Raw genomic sequence first — 15,835 nt, forward strand, 5'->3', positions numbered from 1 at the left:
ACCGAGACGACCGCCCGCCCGTCCGCCTGGACCGGCACGGTCCCCGTCGACGACACCACCCTCGCCGCCACCGACACCGGCGGTAGCGGCACCCCCGTCCTCTACTGCAACGGCCAGTTCGCCACCCAGGGCTACTGGAAGCGCGTCATCGCCGAACTCGGCGACGGCTACCGGCACATCACCTTCGACGAGCGCGCCCGCGGCCGCACGTCCGGGCGCTCCGCCGACTACTCCTTCGAAGCGTGCGTGCGCGACGTCGACGCCGTCCTCGCCGCCCGGGGCGTGGACCGGGCCCTGGTGATCGGCTGGTCCTACGGGGCGTTCGTCGCCGCGCACTGGGCGAGCCGCAACCCGCGGCGCGCCCTGGGCGCGGTCCTGGTCGACGGCGCCCAGCCGCACGACTGGCTCGACGACGCCATGGAGCAGCGCATCCGCGAACAGTTCCGCCGGTGGGGCCGGTTCCTGCCGCTGCTGCGGCCCACCGGCCTGGCCCCGCGGATGAACGGCGAGGAGATGGCGCAGTGCAACATCGAGCTGGGCCGGGTCGCCCGTGAGCGCGCGCTGGCCCCCGTGCTGGACGCCGTCGCCGTGCCCACGCGGTACGTGGTCGCCTCGGGGTCGTCGCTGGGCAGCCGCGGCGACGAGCAGGAGCGCATCCGCGCGAGCCTGACGGCGGTGGCTGCCCGCAACCCGCACATCGAGATCAGCGCGAAGGTGGCGAGCAGTCACGGCGCGATCCTGAAGAAGGACTTCCGCGCCGTCGCCGCCGCCGTGCGCGAGGTCACCCCCGCCGGCTGCGCCCGCGGCGGCCGGTGAGGGACCGGGGCGCCCGGGCGCTGCGGGTGCCACGGCGAGGCAGCCGCGGGGCAGGGCCCGCTGCAGGCGCGCCGGCCGCCGCCGGGCACAACCAGCCCCCGTGGGGACGGACATCCGGGGATTCGTGGAATGCCGCACGCGGGACGACACCGGTGCGAAGGCCTGGCACGGCGCCGTCGAACTCTCCCTGCTCGGCATGACCCGGGACTACCCGGTCTTCGCCTGCCTCTTCGGCGTCCGCGACCCCGGCGGGCGCTGGCGGCCGGTGCGGAACGTCATGCGCACCCTCGCCGAGGTCCACGGCGACGACCACGTCCGCCTGGTCGTCTGGTTCGAGGAGTAGCCCCCCGGCCCCGGCGCGGCCCGGACCGGACCGTACCGGCGTGTGCACGCGCGGGCATGACGGCAGGTCACCGCGGGGGCTGTGCGGCCGGGGGGCGGGAAACTCCGGTGCGGACGTGGGGGCGGCCGGGCAGACTGTTCCGATGCTCATCGACCATTGGCCCCTGATCGGGCTGCGCGTGATCTCGCCCCGCCTGGAGCTGCGGCTGCCCACCGAGGACGAACTGGCGGAGGTGGCCGATCTCGCCGCCCGTGGCATCCACCCGCCGGACGCCCGCCCGTTCCTGTTCCCCTGGGGCGAGCTGCCGCCCGCCGAACGCGCCCGGCACGTGGTGCAGATGCACTGGCGGCGCCTGGGGCGGTGGACGCCGCAGGAGTGGGCGCTGAACCTGGTGGCCTTCCACGAGGGGCGCCCGGTGGGCGTCCAGGACGTGCGGGCCAAGGAGTTCGGGATCCGGCGCGAGGTCGTCTCCGGTTCCTGGATCGGCCTGGAGCACCAGGGGCGGGGCTTCGGCACCGAGATGCGCGCCGCGATGCTCCACCTGCTCTTCGCCGAGCTGGGCGGGCAGTTCGCGACGTCGCTGTCGTTCACGGACAACCTGTCCTCCCTCGCGGTGTCCCGCAAGCTCGGCTACCGCGAGGACGGCATCGAGCGCGACGTGCTGGACGGGCAGGTGGTGCAGTCCCTGCGCCTGCGCCTGTCGCGCGAGGACTGGGCCCGCCACGCGCAGACCCCGGTGGCCGTCACCGGCCTGACGGACGGCTGCCGCGAGCTGCTCGGAATCGCCGGCTGACACTCCGGCGGACCGGGGAACGAACGGGCAGGCGAGCAGGCGAACGGGCGAACGGGCGAACCAGGAGCAGGAAGTCGGCCGGGCCGACTTCCTGCTCCCGGGCCGGCGGGTCAGTGCCCGCCCAGGGCGGCGGGCAGGGCCGCGAGGGAGTGCAGGACGCGGATGCCCGGCGCCACCGGGGCGCCGCCGGCGGCGCGGTCGAGCCAGAAGGCGTGCAGGCCCGCGTCGCGGGCGCCGAGCGCGTCCAGGTCGTACCGGTCCCCCACGTAGGCGACCTCGTGCGGCTCCAGCCCCAGCCGCTCGCACCCGGCCCGGAAGATCCCCGGGGCGGGCTTGGCCTCGCCGTGCTCGTCGGAGCAGACCAGCACCTCGTCGCCGAAGTGGCCCAGCAGTCCGACCGCCCGGAGCTTGCCGCGCTGGTGGCGCAGCGAGGAGTTGGAGACGATCCCCAGCCGGTGGGTGGGCGCGAGCGCGGCCAGCACCGGCGCGGCGTCCGGGAACGCGGCCCGGGCGGCGTCGCGGTGGGCCGCGTACCCGGCGAACCAGGCCGCGGCCTGCTCGTCCGGCAGCCGCTCGGCGGTCTCCTCCCCGAGGCGGGCCAGGAACTGCCGGACGCGTTCGCGCTGCTGGCCCGCGAAGGTCAGCTCCCCGGCCAGGAAACGCGCGTACTGCTCCTGCGTGACGCCCCGCCACAGCGCCACCGCCGCTGCGGGAGCGGAGAAGCGCTCGGCCAGGCCCAGCTCCCGCAAACGGGCGAGGATGCCGGCCTCCTCCGACCCCGAGTAGTCGAACAAGGTGTCGTCGACGTCGAAGAGCACACCCCTGATCGGCACGATCCGTCCTTCCCGCTTCCGCTTCCGCTCCGTTTCCGGACGCTACGCGTGTCCCCGGACCGGGCCCGCTCCTGCTCCCCCGGGGTGTGTCGAGGCGGCTGTCAGGAGGGCGTCGAGCAGGCCGGGGAAGCGGGTGTCGAGGTCGGCGCGGCGCAGGCGGACGAAGCGGTTGCGGCCGGCGACGCGGGTGGTGGTGATGCCGGCTTCGCGCAGCACGCGCATGTGGTGGGAGACGGTCGACTTGTGCAGGTGCTCCAGGCCCAGGCCTCGGGGGTCGCAGGAGTGTTCGGCGTCGTCGGCGTAGCTGAGCAGCAGGGTGAGGCGGACCGGATCGCCGAGGGCGTGCAGGACGGTGACGAGGTCGATGTCGGCGGTGGCGGGCTGGGGCAGCCGCTCGCCCTCGCCCACGGCACCCGCGGCACCCGCGGCGCCGTCGGCCTTCTCGGCGTGCTCGGCGCTGGTGGCTCTCGCGGTTCTCGTGGCGCTCATGGCGCTCGGCCTCCGGGGTGCGGGGAACGGCGGGGGAATGAATGGTTTGACAATCATCCACCAATCCCCGAATGTTTGGCGAGCGTCAAACTGTTGCATGTCCATCCAACCATTCCGCCCCGGGGGGCCCACCCGTGCCCGTACGTCTGCTCCTGCTCGCCCTCGGCACCTTCGCCGTGGGCACCGACTCGATGGTCGTCGCCGGCATCCTCGGCCCGGTCTCCGCCGACCTGGGGGTGTCGGTGCCGGCCGCCGGCCAGCTGGTCACCGTCTTCGCGCTCGGCTACGCGCTGCTGGCCCCGGTCCTGGCCACGCTCACCGCCCGCTGGCCGCGCCGGCGCCTGCTGCTGACCGCGCTCGCGGTGTTCAGCGCGGCCAACGCGCTCAGCGCGCTCGCCCCCACCTACGGCCTGCTGCTGGCCACCCGGGTGCTGGCGGCGGCCGGCGCCGCCCTCTACACGCCCACCGCCAACGCGGTGGCCACCACCCTGGTCGCCCCCGAGCGGCGCGGACGGGCGCTGGCGACCGTACTCGGCGGGATGACGGTGGCCACCGCCCTCGGGGTGCCGCTGGGCACCTGGGTGGGGCGCGCCGACTGGCGGCTGACCATGTGGCTGGTGACCGCGCTCGGCCTGGCCGCACTGGCGGGCCTGGCGGCGCTGCTGCGCGGCCTGCCGCCCGCACCCGCCGCCGCCCCCACCCTGCGGGCCCGGCTGGCGCCGCTGGGCAAGCGCCGGGTGCTGGGCGCGGCGGGCACCACCCTGGTGTTCTTCCTCGCCTTCCAGAGCGTCTACATCTACCTGGCCACCGCCGTCTCCGGGGCCACCGGCGGCGACGCGGACCGGCTGAGCGTGATCCTGCTGACGACCGGTGCGATGTCGGTGGCCGGCAGCTGGCTGGGCGGGCGCCTGGTGGACCGGGCGGGGGTGCGGCGGGTGCTGCTGGCCGGCTCGGCCGTGGCGGCGTGCGCGTTCGCGGCCCTGCCGTGGCTGGGGCGCAGCATGCCGGGGGCACTGGTGTACGCGGTGGTGGTGCCGCTGGCGGGGTGGGCGGTGTCGGTGGCGCTGCCGCACCGGCTGGCGTCGATCGATCCGGGGAACGCGCCGGTGCTGATCTCGTTGAACAGCAGTGCGCTGTACCTGGGGACGGCGGCCGGGGGTGCGGCGGGTTCGGCGGCGGTCGCGGTGCTGGGCGGGCGGTGGTTCCCGCTGGCGGCGGCGGTGCTGGCGGTGGCGGCGTGCGCGGTGGCGGCGGCGACCACGCGCGACGAGCGGTCCCCCGCGGCCGTGGCGGCGGCGGTGGCGGTGCGGTCCTGAGCGCCGGTGCGGTCCCGGGCGCGGCGCCGTGCGGTCCCGGCCGGGGCCGCCGCCGCGCGCGCCGCTCTGGAGGTGCCGCGGGAGCGTGAGGCGCTGCCGGCCTGGCTGGACGCGTCGACGCAGCTTCTGCTGGACGCCCTGCGCGAGGCGGGACCGGAGGGCGGTTGCTGGACGTGGTGGCCCGCGTCGCAGTCGCCGCAGACCTCCGGCGGTGTCGCCCGGCACCGGGTCCAGGAGAGCGCGGTGCACACGTACGACGCCCAGCTCGCCGGGGGAGCCCCGCAGCCGCTGCCGGCGGAGCTGGCGCTCGACGGTGTGGAGGAGTTCCTGTTCACCGTCTGCGCCACGCCGAGTGCCTGGCCGCACAAGCCCACGGCCTTCGACTTCCACGCCGACGAGGGCCTCTCCTGGCGCCTGACGGTCGACGGCGACGGCGCGCGCATCACCAGCGTCCCCGCGCCCGCCGCCGTGGCCGGCGAGGACGTGGACGCGGCCGGCGCCTCCGTCCACGGCACGGCCGGTGAGCTGGTCCTCTACCTGTACGACCGCGTCAAGGCCGAGTCCCTGCGCGTCGACGGCGACGCGGGCCTGCTGGACCTGCTCCGCGCCTGGGAGCCGGAGGAGAAGTAGGACGCAGCGCCCCCGCACCGCCCCCGGCACGGCCGCCCCGTGCCGGGGGCGGCCGTGCGGGAGGGGCCGTCAGTTCCCGAGGACCTCGCCGACCAGGGCGCGGGCCTCGTCCTGGACCCGGGCGAGGTGGTCGGGGCCGTGGAAGGACTCGGCGTAGATCTTGTAGACGTCCTCGGTGCCCGAGGGGCGGGCGGCGAACCAGGCGTTGTCGGTGCAGACCTTGATGCCGCCGATCGCGGCGCCGTTGCCGGGGGCGTTGGCGAGGACGGCGGTGATCTTCTCTCCGGCGAGTTCGCCGGCGCCGACGCGTTCGGGGGACAGCCGGGCCAGGCGGGCCTTCTGCTCGCGGTCGGCGGGGGCGTCGACGCGGGCGTAGGCGGGGGCGCCGTGGCGCTCGGTCAGTTCGCCGTAGCGGGCGCTGGGGGTGGTGCCGGTGACGGCGGTGATCTCGGAGGCGAGGAGGGCGAGCAGGATGCCGTCCTTGTCGGTGGTCCACACCCCGCCGTCGCGGCGCAGGAAGGAGGCGCCGGCGCTCTCCTCGCCGCCGAAGCCGATCGAGCCCTCCAGCAGGCCGTCGACGAACCACTTGAAGCCGACCGGGACCTCCACCAGGGTGCGGCCGAGGTCGGCGGCGACGCGGTCGAGCATGGAGGAGGAGACGAGGGTCTTGCCGACGCCCGCGTCGGCGGGCCACTCGGCGCGGTGGCGGTAGAGGTAGTCGACCGCGACCGCCAGGTAGTGGTTGGGGTTCATCAGGCCGCCGTCGGGGGTGACGATGCCGTGCCGGTCGGCGTCGGCGTCGTTGCCGGTGGCGATGGCGTACTCGGCGCGGCGGGTGATGAGGGAGGCCATCGCGGACGGGGAGGAGCAGTCCATGCGGATCTTTCCGTCCCAGTCCAGGGTCATGAAGCGCCAGGTCGGGTCGGTGAGCGGGTTGACGACGGTCAGGTCCAGGCGGTGTGTGTCGGCGATGCGCGCCCAGTAGGCCACCGACGCCCCGCCGAGGGGGTCCGCGCCGATGCGCAGGCCCGCCGCCCGCACCGCGTCCAGGTCCAGGACGGAGGGCAGGTCCTCCACGTAGGCGGTGAGGTAGTCGTGGCGGGCGGTGGTGGCCGCGGCCAGGGCGCGGGCGTAGGGGACCTTCTTGACGCCGCGCAGGCCCTCGCGGATCAGCTCGTTGGCGCGGTCCTGGATCCAGCCGGTGGCCTCGGACCCGGCCGGCCCGCCGCTGGGCGGGTTGTACTTGAAGCCGCCGTCGCGCGGCGGGTTGTGCGAGGGGGTGACCACGATGCCGTCGGCCAGCGCGCGGGGGCTGCGCCGGTTGTGGGCGAGGATCGCGTGCGAGACCGCCGGGGTCGGGGTGTAGCCGTCGGCGGCGTCGATCAGCACGTGCACGCCGTTGGCGGCGAGGACCTCCAGGGCGGTGACCTTCGCCGGCTCCGAGAGGGCGTGGGTGTCGGCGCCGAGGAACAGCGGCCCGGCCACGCCCTGTTCGGCGCGGTACTCGCAGATCGCCTGGGTGGTCGCGGCGATGTGGTCCTCGTTGAACGCCGCGTCCAGCGAGGAGCCGCGGTGCCCGGAGGTCCCGAACGCCACCCGCTGCCCGGGCTCCTGCGGGTCCGGGTGCAGCGCGTAGTAGGCCGTCACCAGCCGCGCGACGTCCACCAGGTCACCGGGCTGCGCCGGCTGCCCGGCCCGTGCGTGTGCCATCCGTCTTCTCCCGCCAGTTCCGACTTGCGTCCGGTTCCACGTTCACGTTCCCAGCCCCGTGCTCATCGATCGTAGCCAGAAGACGACGGTGCCCCGTACCGCGGCGGGCGGTCCGGGGCACGGCGGTCCGGTGAAGTCTTGCCGTTCAGCCGGGCAGCTGCTGGCGGTAGCCCTCCAGGGCGGGCGCGGTGGTGGTCGCGAGGAACTCGGTGACCCGGTAGGCGCACACCCCGGCGACCACGAACGGGTCGGTGGCCACCAGCGCCTCGATCGCGGCCCGGTCCTCCCCCACCGCCAGGATCACCCCGCCCTCGCGCGGCACCTTGCGCCCCGAGGCGAGGAAGGTGCCGGCCGCGTAGTGCGCGTTCAGCCATTCGACGTGCCGCGGCAGTTCCGCGTCGACCCGCTCCAGCTCGGCGGTGTAGCTCAGCTCAAGAACGAACATGCGCCCAGGCTAGACCCGCCGATCCCGGCCGTCGGCCGGGGGGTCGGTCCGGGGCGTGGGCGAGCCCAGGGGCCTTTGGCGTCCCTCCGGGACCGGAGGTCCCGGAGCCCGGCGACGAACGCTTCGCCCGTGCCGGTCGGTTCCTGCTTCATCGTGCGGTGCCGGGACGAGGCCCGGTCCTACCTGCGCTCCACAGGCGTTTCGCCTGTCCGCCCGCCCGGCGGCCGGGATGTTCCGTGCGGCGTTCACGTCACGGTCGTGCACGGCTGCGCACGTCCCGCAGGTCCAGACGCGCACCCGCAGGGGCTTCGGGCCGTCCACGACACCGCAGGCGATGGCCGCCGCGGCGCGGCGGCTCGTTCCCCCCGGGCCCCGGGAGGGTGCCGAGCCCAATCCTGCCAGGTCAGGCAAGGTTCCGGTAGGACTCAGCACACCCTTCTTCGGCCTTGCCCCGCGATACCCGCAGCCCGCAGACTCGTGCAACATCCCACCCCCTTCCACGGCCTGACGTGCCGGCGCCCCCGTTGCGGGCGGCCGGTGCGTGCTGCCGCCGTGCCCGGGGGGCGGTGGTGCGGACAGAGCGACGAAGGGGGACGCAGACATGAGCGGGACGAACGTGCACGGGGACCTGGTGCTGAAGGCGCGGGTGCGGCTGCTGAGCCACAACGAGCGGGTGCTGCACGGCGAGGAGGGGCTGTGGGTGTACCGGACGCTGTTCACGGTGACGCCGCACGTGTACGCCTACCGGCTGGCGCTGGTGCTGCGGGAGGCGGCCGAGGGGCCGAGGGTGGCGGGCCTGCCGCAGGCGCGGGAGGCGCTGCTGGCGGAGGCGCGGGCGGCGGCGGCCCGCATCCCGGCCGACGCGCCGGCGTACCAGCGGCGGATGTGGGAGTACGCGGTGACGGACCTTCGGCTGACGGAGCAGCAGGTGGGGCGTACGGGACAGTAGGTGGTCGCGGGGTGGTTGCGGTACAACGATCCCTATTTGACGATTGATCGGAGAAAAGTATGAGCAGGTCGGGACTGTCCCGCCGTTCCCTCCTGGCCGGGGCGGCCGCCGCGGCCGGTGCCGTCGTCGTCGGCTGGGACGCCTCGGCCCGGGCGTGGGCCGCCGAGCCGGGCCCGGACGTCGCCGAACTGCCCGCGCTGGACGGGTCGGTGACGCTGCAGGGCGCGGGCCTGGAGCGGTTCTCCTCCGACTTCGGGCACCTGGTCGCGCAGGCACCGCGGGCGGTGCTGCGGCCCGGCTCGGTGCGCGACGTGCAGCAGGTGGTGGCGTTCGCGAGCAGGCACCGCATCCCGGTGGCCGTCAACGGGCAGAGCGGGGACGCGGCGCAGGTCGGCGAGGCGGGGCGGGAGTCGCACTCCAGCTACGGGCAGGCCAATGCGCGCGGCGGGATCGCGATCGACGCGCGCGGCCTGTCGAAGGTGGTGTCGGTGCGCCCGGGGCGCGCGGTGGTGGAGGGCGGGGCGACGTGGGCGCAGGTCGTCGAGGCGGGGCTGGCGCAGGGCTGGGTGCCGCCGTGCCTGACGGACTACCTGCACCTGTCGGTGGGCGGCACGCTGAGCGTGGGCGGGATCGGCGGCGGCGTGCAGCACTACGGCCTGCAGGCGGACCGGGTGCTGGAGCTGGAGGTGGTGACCGGCACCGGTGAGCTGCTGACGGCCTCGCCCGGGCGCAACCGGGAGCTGTTCGAGGCGGTACTGGCCGGCGGCGGGCAGGCGGGGATCATCGTGCGGGCGACGCTGGCGCTGGTGCCGGTGCGCGAGCGCGCCCACGTCTTCTCGCTGTACTACGACGACCTGGACGCCTACCTGGCCGACCAGGAGAAGGTGATGGCCGAGGGCCGCTTCGACCTGCAGGTCGGCGACGTGGAGCGCAGCGCGGACGGGTCGCGGTGGCGGTACAAGGCGGAGCTGGTGGCGTTCGCGGACGCGGGGCGGGCGGTGGACCGCGAGGGGCTGCTGGCGGGGCTGCGGCCGGCGGCGGGCGGGGTGTCGGTGGTGGAGCAGAGCTGGCGCGAGTACGCGTTCCGGGTGGACGCGTTCGCGGGGTACCTGCGGGCGGCGGGGTTCTGGGGGCTGCCGAAGCCGTGGCTGAGCGTGTTCCTGCCGGCCTCGACGGCGGGGGTGTTCATGGCGGAGGCGGCCGCGCTGCTGGGGCCGGCGGACCTGGGGGCGGGGCTGCTGCTGTTCTACCCGTACCTGCGCGAGCGGGTGAAGGCGCCGCTGGCGGTGCTGCCGCAGGGTGCGGTGGGCTGGCACTTCGACCTGCTGGCGTTCCCGGGGCCGGGGGCGGACACGGCGGCGATGCTGGAGCGCAACCGGCGCCTGTACGACCGGGCGGTGGAGCTGGGCGGCAAGCGGTACCTGATCGGGGCGGTGCCGGGGATGACGGGGGCGGACTGGCGGCGTCACTACGGGGGGCTGTGGGAGCGGGTGGTGCGGGCCAAGCGCCGGTTCGACCCGGCGGGGATCCTGGCCCCGGGCCAGGGCATCCACACCGCCTGACAGCGCGGCTGCACCGCCTGACGGGCCGGGGCCGGCCGCGTGCCCTTCGCGCGCGGCCGGCCCCGGGTGTCAGCCGATCTCCATCTGCGCCATCATCCCCATCGCCGAGTGGTCCAGCAGGTGGCAGTGGTACGGGTAGCGGCCGCGGTAGGAGTCGAAGGTGGCGTGCAGGCGCACGCTCTCGCCGGGCAGCAGGCGCACGGTGTCCTTGAGGCCGGACTCCTCGGGGCCGGGCGCCTTGCCGTTGCGCTCCAGCACGCGGAACTGCACCAGGTGCAGGTGGAAGTTGTGCGGGACGTCGGTGTTGGCGTTGACGACCGTCCAGATCTCCGAGGTGCCGAAGGCGATCTGCGCGTCGACGCGGTCCGGGTCGTACACCTTGCCGTCGATCGTGCCGCGCGGCGCGGCGCCGCCGGTGCCCTCCTCGACCTTCAGCACCACGGTGCGCTCGCGCACCGCCGGGCCGGGCGCGGGCAGGGTGCGCAGGGTGTCGGGCACGCTGCTGGAGTCGGCGGCGGAGCGCACGATGTCGAAGCGCATCACCTGGCCGACGTGTTCGGCGGGGCCGGGGGGCATGGAATTGGTGAGGACGACGGTGGAGCCGACCTTGTAGCGGGAGAAGTCGATGACGACGTCGGCGCGCTCGCCGGGCGACAGGTCGATCGTGTCGGTGGTGTGGGGGCGTTCCAGCAGGCCGCCGTCGGAGCCGATCTGGGTGATCGGGCCGCCGTCGGCCAGGCGCAGGGAGAAGAAGCGCAGGTTGGAGGAGTTGAGCAGGCGCAGCCGGTAGCGGCGGGCGGCGACCTCGGCCTTGGGCCAGGGACGGCCGTTGGCGAGGATGGTGGTGCGGTTGAAGGGGTCGTCCATGCGGTAGACGAGGTTGCCGGAGGCGTCGAAGCGCGCGTCGCGCAGGGCGATGGGCAGGTCGTAGCGGCCGGTGGGCAGCGGCAGGGCGCGTTCGGTCTCGTCGGTGAGCAGGTAGGTGCCGGCCAGGCCCCGGTAGACGTGCTCGGACTCCATGTGGTGGGCGTGGTCGTGGAACCACAGGCTCGCGTGGGGCTGGTCGTTGGGGTAGGTGTAGGTGCGGCTGGCGCCGGAGTCCAGCAGGTTCATCGGGCCGCCGTCGCTGGCGACGGGCACCCGGGAGCCGTGCAGGTGGACGGAGACGGCGTCGTTCAGCAGGTTGGTCTGGCGCACGATCACCGGCCGCCCGGAGCGGGCGCGGATGACGGGGCCGGGGAAGGCGCCGTTGTAGGTGAGGACCTCGGTGCGGTGCCCGGGCAGGATGCGGGCGTAGGAGCGGAGCATGGTGACGGAGTAGGTGTCGGCGCCGCCGTCGGTGGAGACCGGGCTGAGCACCGGGGGCACCGGCAGCGCGGTGGTGAACTTCTCGACCAGGCCGGGGCCGGCGTCCGGCCCGGGGTCGGGGGCGTCGGTGCCCGCCGGGTGGGTGTGGGCGGCCGCGTCCTGGACGGAGGCGGCGGAGGCCGCGTCGGCGGAGGCGGCCGGGCGCAGCGTGGTGCGCATGAGCAGGACCCCTCCTCCGGTCGCCAGGGCGGCGCCGATCATCCTGCGTCTGCTCACCATCGCGTGTTCCTCCCGCGTGCTCCCCCGCCTGCCCTGCGGGTGCGGGGCGGCCTTGTCCGGGGGTGATTGCAGCAGCGCCGCCTTGGGTGCCGCTTGGGTCCGGCTTGGGCCGGTGCGGGCGGGCGGGGGGCGGGCGGGGGTGGTGCGGGCGGGGGCGGGTGGGGGCGGTGGGGGGTCGGGCGGCGGTGAGCTGCGGGTGTTGCGGGCGCGTTGCGCGGCGCCTTCACGGTGGCTCGGGGTGCGGTCGAGGAAGGCTCGCGGCACGAGGCAGCCCCGGGCCCGGTGGGCTCGCAGAGGACTCGAAGGGAAGGGCCCAAGCGTGGACCTGCGGTACTGGCTGCCGAGGGCGGCCGAGGTGGCCGAGCGGTGGGGCGAGCGGTTCGGTGCTTTCGCCGCGCACCCCTCGCACCTGGTGGACGAGGCGGACTTCGCCGTCGCGTTCGAGCGCTTCGCCAAGCGCCTGGAGCACAACTACCCGTTCTTCCACCCGCGTTACGCCGGGCAGATGGTCAAGCCGCCGCACCCGGCGGCGCTGGTGGGCTACCTGACGGCGATGCGTTTCAACCCGAACAACCACGCCTACGAGGGCGGGCCGGCGACCAACGACATGGAGCGCGAGTGCGTGGCGCAGCTGGCCGCGATGTTCGGGCTGCCCGCGCACGTGGGTCATCTGACCAGCAGCGGGACGATCGCCAACCTGGAGGCGCTGTACGTGGCGCGCCAGAGCCACCCCGGCAAGGGGGTGGCGTACAGCGCGCAGGCGCACTACACGCACAGCCGGATGTGCCACGTGCTGGGTGTGGCGGGTCATGCGGTGGCGTGTGACGCCGAGGGGCGGATGGATCCGGGGGCGCTGGAGGAGGTGCTGCGCACCGGCCGGGTGGGCACGGTGGTCGTCACGTGCGGGACCACCGGGGCGGGTGCGGTGGACCCGGTGCACGAGGTGCTGGCGCTGGCGCGCCGGTACGGGGCGCGGGTGCACGTGGACGCCGCGTACGGCGGGTTCTTCGCGCTGCTGGCCGCGGACGACGCGGTGGCGGCGGACCTGGGCGTCGACGTGGCGCCGTGGCGGGCGATCGCCGGGTGCGACTCGGTGACGGTGGACCCGCACAAGCACGGCCTGCAGCCGTACGGGTGCGGTGCGGTGCTGTTCGCGGACCCGGCGATCGGCCGGCACTTCGCCCATGACTCGCCGTACACCTACTTCACCGATGCCGAGCTGCACCTGGGTGAGATCAGCCTGGAGTGTTCGCGGGCGGGTGCCTCGGCGGCGGCGCTGTGGCTGACGCTGCAGTTGCTGCCGCTGAGCGTGCAGGGGCTGGGTGCCGGTCTGGTGGCGGGGCGGCGGGCCGCGCTGGCCTGGGCCGATCTGATCGAGGCCAGTGGTGAGCTGACGCTGTTCCAGCGGCCGCAGCTGGACATCGTGACGTACTTCCCGACCCCGGCGGGGGTGCCCGCGCTGTCGGCGGTGGACGCCGCGAGTGACCGGGTGCTGCGCCGGGGCATGGCCGATGAGCAGGACCCGGTGTTCCTGAGCGTGCTGCGGGTGGACGCGGCCGACTTCGCGCGCCGTCACCGGGGGGTGGCGGCGGACGCGGACGGGGCGCGGGTGCTGCGCAGTGTGCTGATCAAGCCGGAGGCGGAGGCGTGGCTGCCGCGGTTGCACGCGCGGGTCGCGGAGCTGGCGGCCGAGGCGGTCGCCGAAGCGGCGGCCGCGCCCGTCCCCTCCCCCTCCCCCGCGTCCTCCCCCACGCCCGTCGTACCGCCTGCACGCCCTGCCCCCTCGTCCGTCACCTCGCCCGAGGAGAGTGCCCGTTGACCACCGTCACCACCCTGCCCGCTGCCACGGGCACCGCCCCGCGGCCCGCCGCCGGGGCCGCCGACAGCACCGCAGCCGCCGCGGCTGCCGGCGTCGCCGTACGCCGGGCCCGCCCGCAGGAGGCGCCCGCCCTGGCCGCCCTGCTCGCCGAGGCCTTCGCCGACGACGCGCTGATGCTGTGGGCCTTCCCCGACCCGGAGCACCGTGCCCGGGTGATGCCCGCGTTCTTCCGTGTCCACCTCGAACAGTGCCTGGCCCACCGGGGCGTCGTGGTCGCCGCCGACGAGGCCGGCGCCCTGCTGGGGGCGCTGCTGTTCCTGCCCGCGGGGGTGTGGGAGGAGCCGGGGCACGCCGACGGCGCCGCCACCCGCGCCCTGGCCGAGGCCATCGACGCCGGACGGCACGGCGAGTGCGCCCGTCGTCTGGACGCCATCACCCGTCTGCAGCAGCGCCGCCACCCGCGCCACCGCCCGCACTACTACTTCGCGTTCATCGGTGTGCACCCCGACGCCCGCTCCGCCCGCGCCGGCGAGGCGATGCTGGAGGCGGTCCTCGCGGAGGTCGACGCCGCGGGACAGGCCGCCTACGCCGAGACCAGCTCCACCGGCGGCGCCCGCCTGTGCGAGACCCACGGCTTCACCCGCTTCGGCGAGGCCATCGCCCTGCCCGGCGGCGGACCCCGCCTGGCCCCGGTGTGGCGGGGGCCCCGATGACCGCGCCCGCACCCGCCGCCGAGAGCGCGCTGCGCCTGTTCAGCGCCGAGCGCATCGACGCCGGCCACGCCGCCGCCCACCCCGAGGCCGTGGAGGTCCTCGACTGGGCCCGCCGCTTCCTCACCACCGCCCACCCCGACCTGGGGCGCAGCGGCCCGGTGTGCCCGTACACCCAGCCGTCGCTGCGCCGGGGCCTGTTCCACATCGCGGTCGCCGACGGTGACGGGGACGGGGACCTTCCGGCGCTGGTGGGTGAACTGCGGTCCCGTTACGACGAGTTGCTGGCCGGGCTGACGGAGGAGTCGGACCGTGAGCTGCTGACGGTGCTTTTGGTGCTGCCTGCGCTGGACCGCGGCGATTCGACGGCGCTGGACGAGGTGCAGCGCAAGGCGAAGGACGAGTTCGTCGAGCAGGGCCTGATGATCGGGCAGTTCCATCCGGTGTGTGAGGAGCCGGGCCTGTGGAACCGGACGTTCCGGCCGTTGCGGGCGCCGGTGCCGCTGCTGGCGGTGCGCAAGCTGCTGGTGTTCGACCTGCCGTTCCTGACGGGTGACGAGACCCATCTGAACCACTACCTGGCGCGTTTCGCGCCCGAGGTGCCGGCGCGGATCCGTGACCAGCTGGTGTCCAGTGTGCGTGCCCACCAGGGCGCCGTCTCCTCCTGACCCGCCCCTGCTTCCTCTTCCGCTGCGCGCGCGGAGCCGGCCGACGTCCGGCTCCGCGCGCTCGCGTGTGGGCGGCGCCGTCGGGTTCGAGGGGGCCGTGCGGTCAGAGGCCGAAGTTCCAGTCGACGATCATCTGCAGCAGGTCCTTGCGCTCGTCCACGAAGTCCATCGCGATCACGCCGTAGTGCGCGCGCTGGGAGATGCGCGGTGTCAGGTACTCCTGGATGGAGGGGTTGACGACCTTGGCGATCTTGTACGGGTCCTCGGGGAAGGCGCTGGCGCTGGCGAAGTGGATGTAGAGCTTCTTGTCGTCCTGGCCGTAGAACGCCTGGTCCAGTCCCCACTTGACCCGCTGGACCTTCTGGCTGGAGCTGTCGCCGAAGTAGTCCTGCAGCCAGATCCGGGAGGTGTCGCCCCAGCGCAGGGGGTCGTAGCGGCCGTCGCCCCAGGTGAAGTCCGACATGATGGGGACGATCTTGCCGCGGACCTGGCCCAGCGTGGGCAGTCCCGCGGGGAGCGAGCCGGCCTTGGGGAGCCAGAACCAGGGCCGGTAGTTGCCCTTCCCGTCAAAGCCGTCCATGTAGTAGTTGAAGATCTCGCTGAACCGGTAGTCCTGTCCCTCGGTGTACTCCTTCCGGATCCGCATGATGATCGTCTCGCCGGGGTTCGACTTCAGGAAGTCGATGCACAGGTTCAGCACGTCGCCGAAGTTGATCTTCTGGTAGATCTTGTCGTGGTGGATGGTGAAGACGTCGCCCATCACCCGGCACCGGATGTCGAGGAAGCGCACCCCCGCCTGGAGCTGCTGGGGGATGCGCCACTCCTGGCACTGGGCGTAGCCGAAGGCGCCGCCGTCGTAGAGCGCGCAGGTCTCGTGGGTCCCGGGGATCGTCAGCTGCGACAGCTTCACGTTGTCGCCCAGCAGCGACATCCACTTGTTGGTGGGGCGGTGGACGAGGCGGTCCGGTGCGGCGGAGGCCACCGCGCCGGAGCCGGCGATGCCCAGGGCGCCGGTGGTGGCCGCGAGTGCCGCACCCCTGAGCAGGGTCCTACGGTTGATCGTCATGCAAGAAACCTCCGGTAGCGGGGCCCTGATGGTGATCGGGGGCGTGAACGTCCCCCCTTTCGCCCCAACGGGCCTGCGCCCCGGCCGGGTTCATCGCCT

General features: G+C 74.6%; 17 protein-coding genes. 10 read left to right on the top strand and 7 right to left on the bottom strand.

Annotated elements, in window-relative coordinates; all coding sequences use genetic code 11:
• From ACZ7KX_RS38570 to ACZ7KX_RS38580, 3 genes are all read left to right on the top strand, one after another.
• The coding region (locus ACZ7KX_RS38570) for an alpha/beta fold hydrolase (RefSeq protein ID WP_470330607.1) at window positions 1-816 on the top strand (816 nt) is incomplete at its 5' end.
• A 124-nt stretch (window positions 817-940) separates the two neighbouring features.
• Window positions 941-1,159, top strand: a complete 219-nt coding sequence (locus ACZ7KX_RS38575) for a hypothetical protein (RefSeq protein WP_470330608.1) — start codon at window positions 941-943, stop codon at window positions 1,157-1,159.
• A 142-nt stretch (window positions 1,160-1,301) separates the two neighbouring features.
• On the top strand, window positions 1,302-1,952 hold the full coding sequence (locus tag ACZ7KX_RS38580) for a GNAT family N-acetyltransferase (RefSeq protein ID WP_470330609.1): 651 nt from the start codon (window positions 1,302-1,304) through the stop codon (window positions 1,950-1,952).
• Between the two features lie 110 nt (window positions 1,953-2,062).
• On the opposite strand, the gene ACZ7KX_RS38585 is transcribed toward ACZ7KX_RS38580, so the two are convergent.
• Both ACZ7KX_RS38585 and ACZ7KX_RS38590 read right to left on the bottom strand, forming a co-directional pair.
• Window positions 2,063-2,785: an HAD family hydrolase gene (locus ACZ7KX_RS38585; RefSeq protein ID WP_470330610.1), complete on the bottom strand. Its 723-nt coding sequence runs from the start codon at window positions 2,783-2,785 to the stop codon at window positions 2,063-2,065.
• Between the two features lie 42 nt (window positions 2,786-2,827).
• Complete coding sequence (locus ACZ7KX_RS38590; RefSeq protein WP_470330611.1) at window positions 2,828-3,274, bottom strand: ArsR/SmtB family transcription factor; 447 nt, start codon at window positions 3,272-3,274, stop codon at window positions 2,828-2,830.
• Window positions 3,275-3,408: 134 nt separating this feature from the next.
• Between ACZ7KX_RS38590 and ACZ7KX_RS38595 the strand changes: the two genes are divergently transcribed.
• Entirely contained in the window at window positions 3,409-4,590 is a 1,182-nt protein-coding gene (locus ACZ7KX_RS38595; RefSeq protein ID WP_470330612.1) for an MFS transporter, read from the top strand.
• Between the two features lie 6 nt (window positions 4,591-4,596).
• Window positions 4,597-5,220, top strand: a complete 624-nt coding sequence (locus ACZ7KX_RS38600) for a maleylpyruvate isomerase N-terminal domain-containing protein (RefSeq protein ID WP_470330613.1) — start codon at window positions 4,597-4,599, stop codon at window positions 5,218-5,220.
• A 69-nt stretch (window positions 5,221-5,289) separates the two neighbouring features.
• Here ACZ7KX_RS38600 and pgm read toward each other — a convergent pair whose 3' ends face one another.
• The 3 genes from pgm to ACZ7KX_RS38615 form a co-directional block, all read right to left on the bottom strand.
• On the bottom strand, window positions 5,290-6,930 hold the full coding sequence (gene pgm, locus ACZ7KX_RS38605; protein WP_350519347.1) for a phosphoglucomutase (alpha-D-glucose-1,6-bisphosphate-dependent): 1,641 nt from the start codon (window positions 6,928-6,930) through the stop codon (window positions 5,290-5,292).
• A gap of 145 nt (window positions 6,931-7,075) precedes the next feature.
• Window positions 7,076-7,375 (bottom strand): YciI family protein, encoded by a 300-nt coding sequence (locus tag ACZ7KX_RS38610; protein WP_470330614.1) that lies wholly within the window; start codon window positions 7,373-7,375, stop codon window positions 7,076-7,078.
• A gap of 9 nt (window positions 7,376-7,384) precedes the next feature.
• Window positions 7,385-7,978, bottom strand: coding sequence for a zinc ribbon domain-containing protein (locus tag ACZ7KX_RS38615; RefSeq protein WP_470330615.1), 594 nt, complete (start codon window positions 7,976-7,978; stop codon window positions 7,385-7,387).
• On the opposite strand from ACZ7KX_RS38615, the gene ACZ7KX_RS38620 reads away from it, so the two are divergent.
• Window positions 7,977-8,324, top strand: coding sequence for a hypothetical protein (locus ACZ7KX_RS38620; protein ID WP_470330616.1), 348 nt, complete (start codon window positions 7,977-7,979; stop codon window positions 8,322-8,324). The genes ACZ7KX_RS38615 and ACZ7KX_RS38620 overlap by 2 nt on opposite strands.
• Window positions 8,325-8,383: 59 nt before the next feature.
• Window positions 8,384-9,886, top strand: coding sequence for an FAD-binding protein (locus tag ACZ7KX_RS38625; RefSeq protein ID WP_470330617.1), 1,503 nt, complete (start codon window positions 8,384-8,386; stop codon window positions 9,884-9,886).
• Between the two features lie 69 nt (window positions 9,887-9,955).
• Here ACZ7KX_RS38625 and ACZ7KX_RS38630 read toward each other — a convergent pair whose 3' ends face one another.
• Complete coding sequence (locus ACZ7KX_RS38630) at window positions 9,956-11,473, bottom strand: multicopper oxidase family protein (protein ID WP_350519343.1); 1,518 nt, start codon at window positions 11,471-11,473, stop codon at window positions 9,956-9,958.
• Between the two features lie 319 nt (window positions 11,474-11,792).
• Between ACZ7KX_RS38630 and ACZ7KX_RS38635 the strand changes: the two genes are divergently transcribed.
• From ACZ7KX_RS38635 to ACZ7KX_RS38645, 3 genes are read left to right on the top strand one after another with little or no spacing between them, the layout of a single operon-like run.
• Window positions 11,793-13,292: a pyridoxal phosphate-dependent decarboxylase family protein gene (locus ACZ7KX_RS38635; RefSeq protein WP_470330618.1), complete on the top strand. Its 1,500-nt coding sequence runs from the start codon at window positions 11,793-11,795 to the stop codon at window positions 13,290-13,292.
• Window positions 13,289-14,005 (top strand): N-acetyltransferase, encoded by a 717-nt coding sequence (locus tag ACZ7KX_RS38640; RefSeq protein WP_470330619.1) that lies wholly within the window; start codon window positions 13,289-13,291, stop codon window positions 14,003-14,005. Before ACZ7KX_RS38635 ends, ACZ7KX_RS38640 begins: the two co-directional genes overlap by 4 nt.
• Entirely contained in the window at window positions 14,002-14,670 is a 669-nt protein-coding gene (locus tag ACZ7KX_RS38645) for a DUF6875 domain-containing protein (protein ID WP_470330620.1), read from the top strand. The genes ACZ7KX_RS38640 and ACZ7KX_RS38645 overlap by 4 nt, the downstream gene beginning before the upstream one ends.
• A gap of 103 nt (window positions 14,671-14,773) precedes the next feature.
• Here the strand turns inward: ACZ7KX_RS38645 and ACZ7KX_RS38650 are convergent, their stop codons facing one another.
• Window positions 14,774-15,736: a phosphatidylinositol-specific phospholipase C gene (locus ACZ7KX_RS38650; RefSeq protein ID WP_470330621.1), complete on the bottom strand. Its 963-nt coding sequence runs from the start codon at window positions 15,734-15,736 to the stop codon at window positions 14,774-14,776.
• Window positions 15,737-15,835: the final 99 nt, after the last annotated feature.

This window comes from Kitasatospora sp. NPDC038210, from assembly GCF_055600605.1.

What these genes read in the sequence shown, in the direction of transcription:
- ACZ7KX_RS38630 (WP_350519343.1), bottom strand. Translation starts at nt 11,473, where the DNA reads ATGGTGAGCAGACGCAGGATGATCGGCGCCGCCCTGGCGACCGGAGGA.
- pgm (WP_350519347.1), bottom strand. Translation starts at nt 6,930, where the DNA reads ATGGCACACGCACGGGCCGGGCAGCCGGCGCAGCCCGGTGACCTGGTG.
- ACZ7KX_RS38615 (WP_470330615.1), bottom strand. Translation starts at nt 7,978, where the DNA reads ATGTCTGCGTCCCCCTTCGTCGCTCTGTCCGCACCACCGCCCCCCGGG.
- ACZ7KX_RS38650 (WP_470330621.1), bottom strand. Translation starts at nt 15,736, where the DNA reads ATGACGATCAACCGTAGGACCCTGCTCAGGGGTGCGGCACTCGCGGCC.
- ACZ7KX_RS38590 (WP_470330611.1), bottom strand. Translation starts at nt 3,274, where the DNA reads ATGAGCGCCACGAGAACCGCGAGAGCCACCAGCGCCGAGCACGCCGAG.
- ACZ7KX_RS38625 (WP_470330617.1), top strand. Translation starts at nt 8,384, where the DNA reads ATGAGCAGGTCGGGACTGTCCCGCCGTTCCCTCCTGGCCGGGGCGGCC.
- ACZ7KX_RS38610 (WP_470330614.1), bottom strand. Translation starts at nt 7,375, where the DNA reads ATGTTCGTTCTTGAGCTGAGCTACACCGCCGAGCTGGAGCGGGTCGAC.
- ACZ7KX_RS38645 (WP_470330620.1), top strand. Translation starts at nt 14,002, where the DNA reads ATGACCGCGCCCGCACCCGCCGCCGAGAGCGCGCTGCGCCTGTTCAGC.
- ACZ7KX_RS38580 (WP_470330609.1), top strand. Translation starts at nt 1,302, where the DNA reads ATGCTCATCGACCATTGGCCCCTGATCGGGCTGCGCGTGATCTCGCCC.
- ACZ7KX_RS38620 (WP_470330616.1), top strand. Translation starts at nt 7,977, where the DNA reads ATGAGCGGGACGAACGTGCACGGGGACCTGGTGCTGAAGGCGCGGGTG.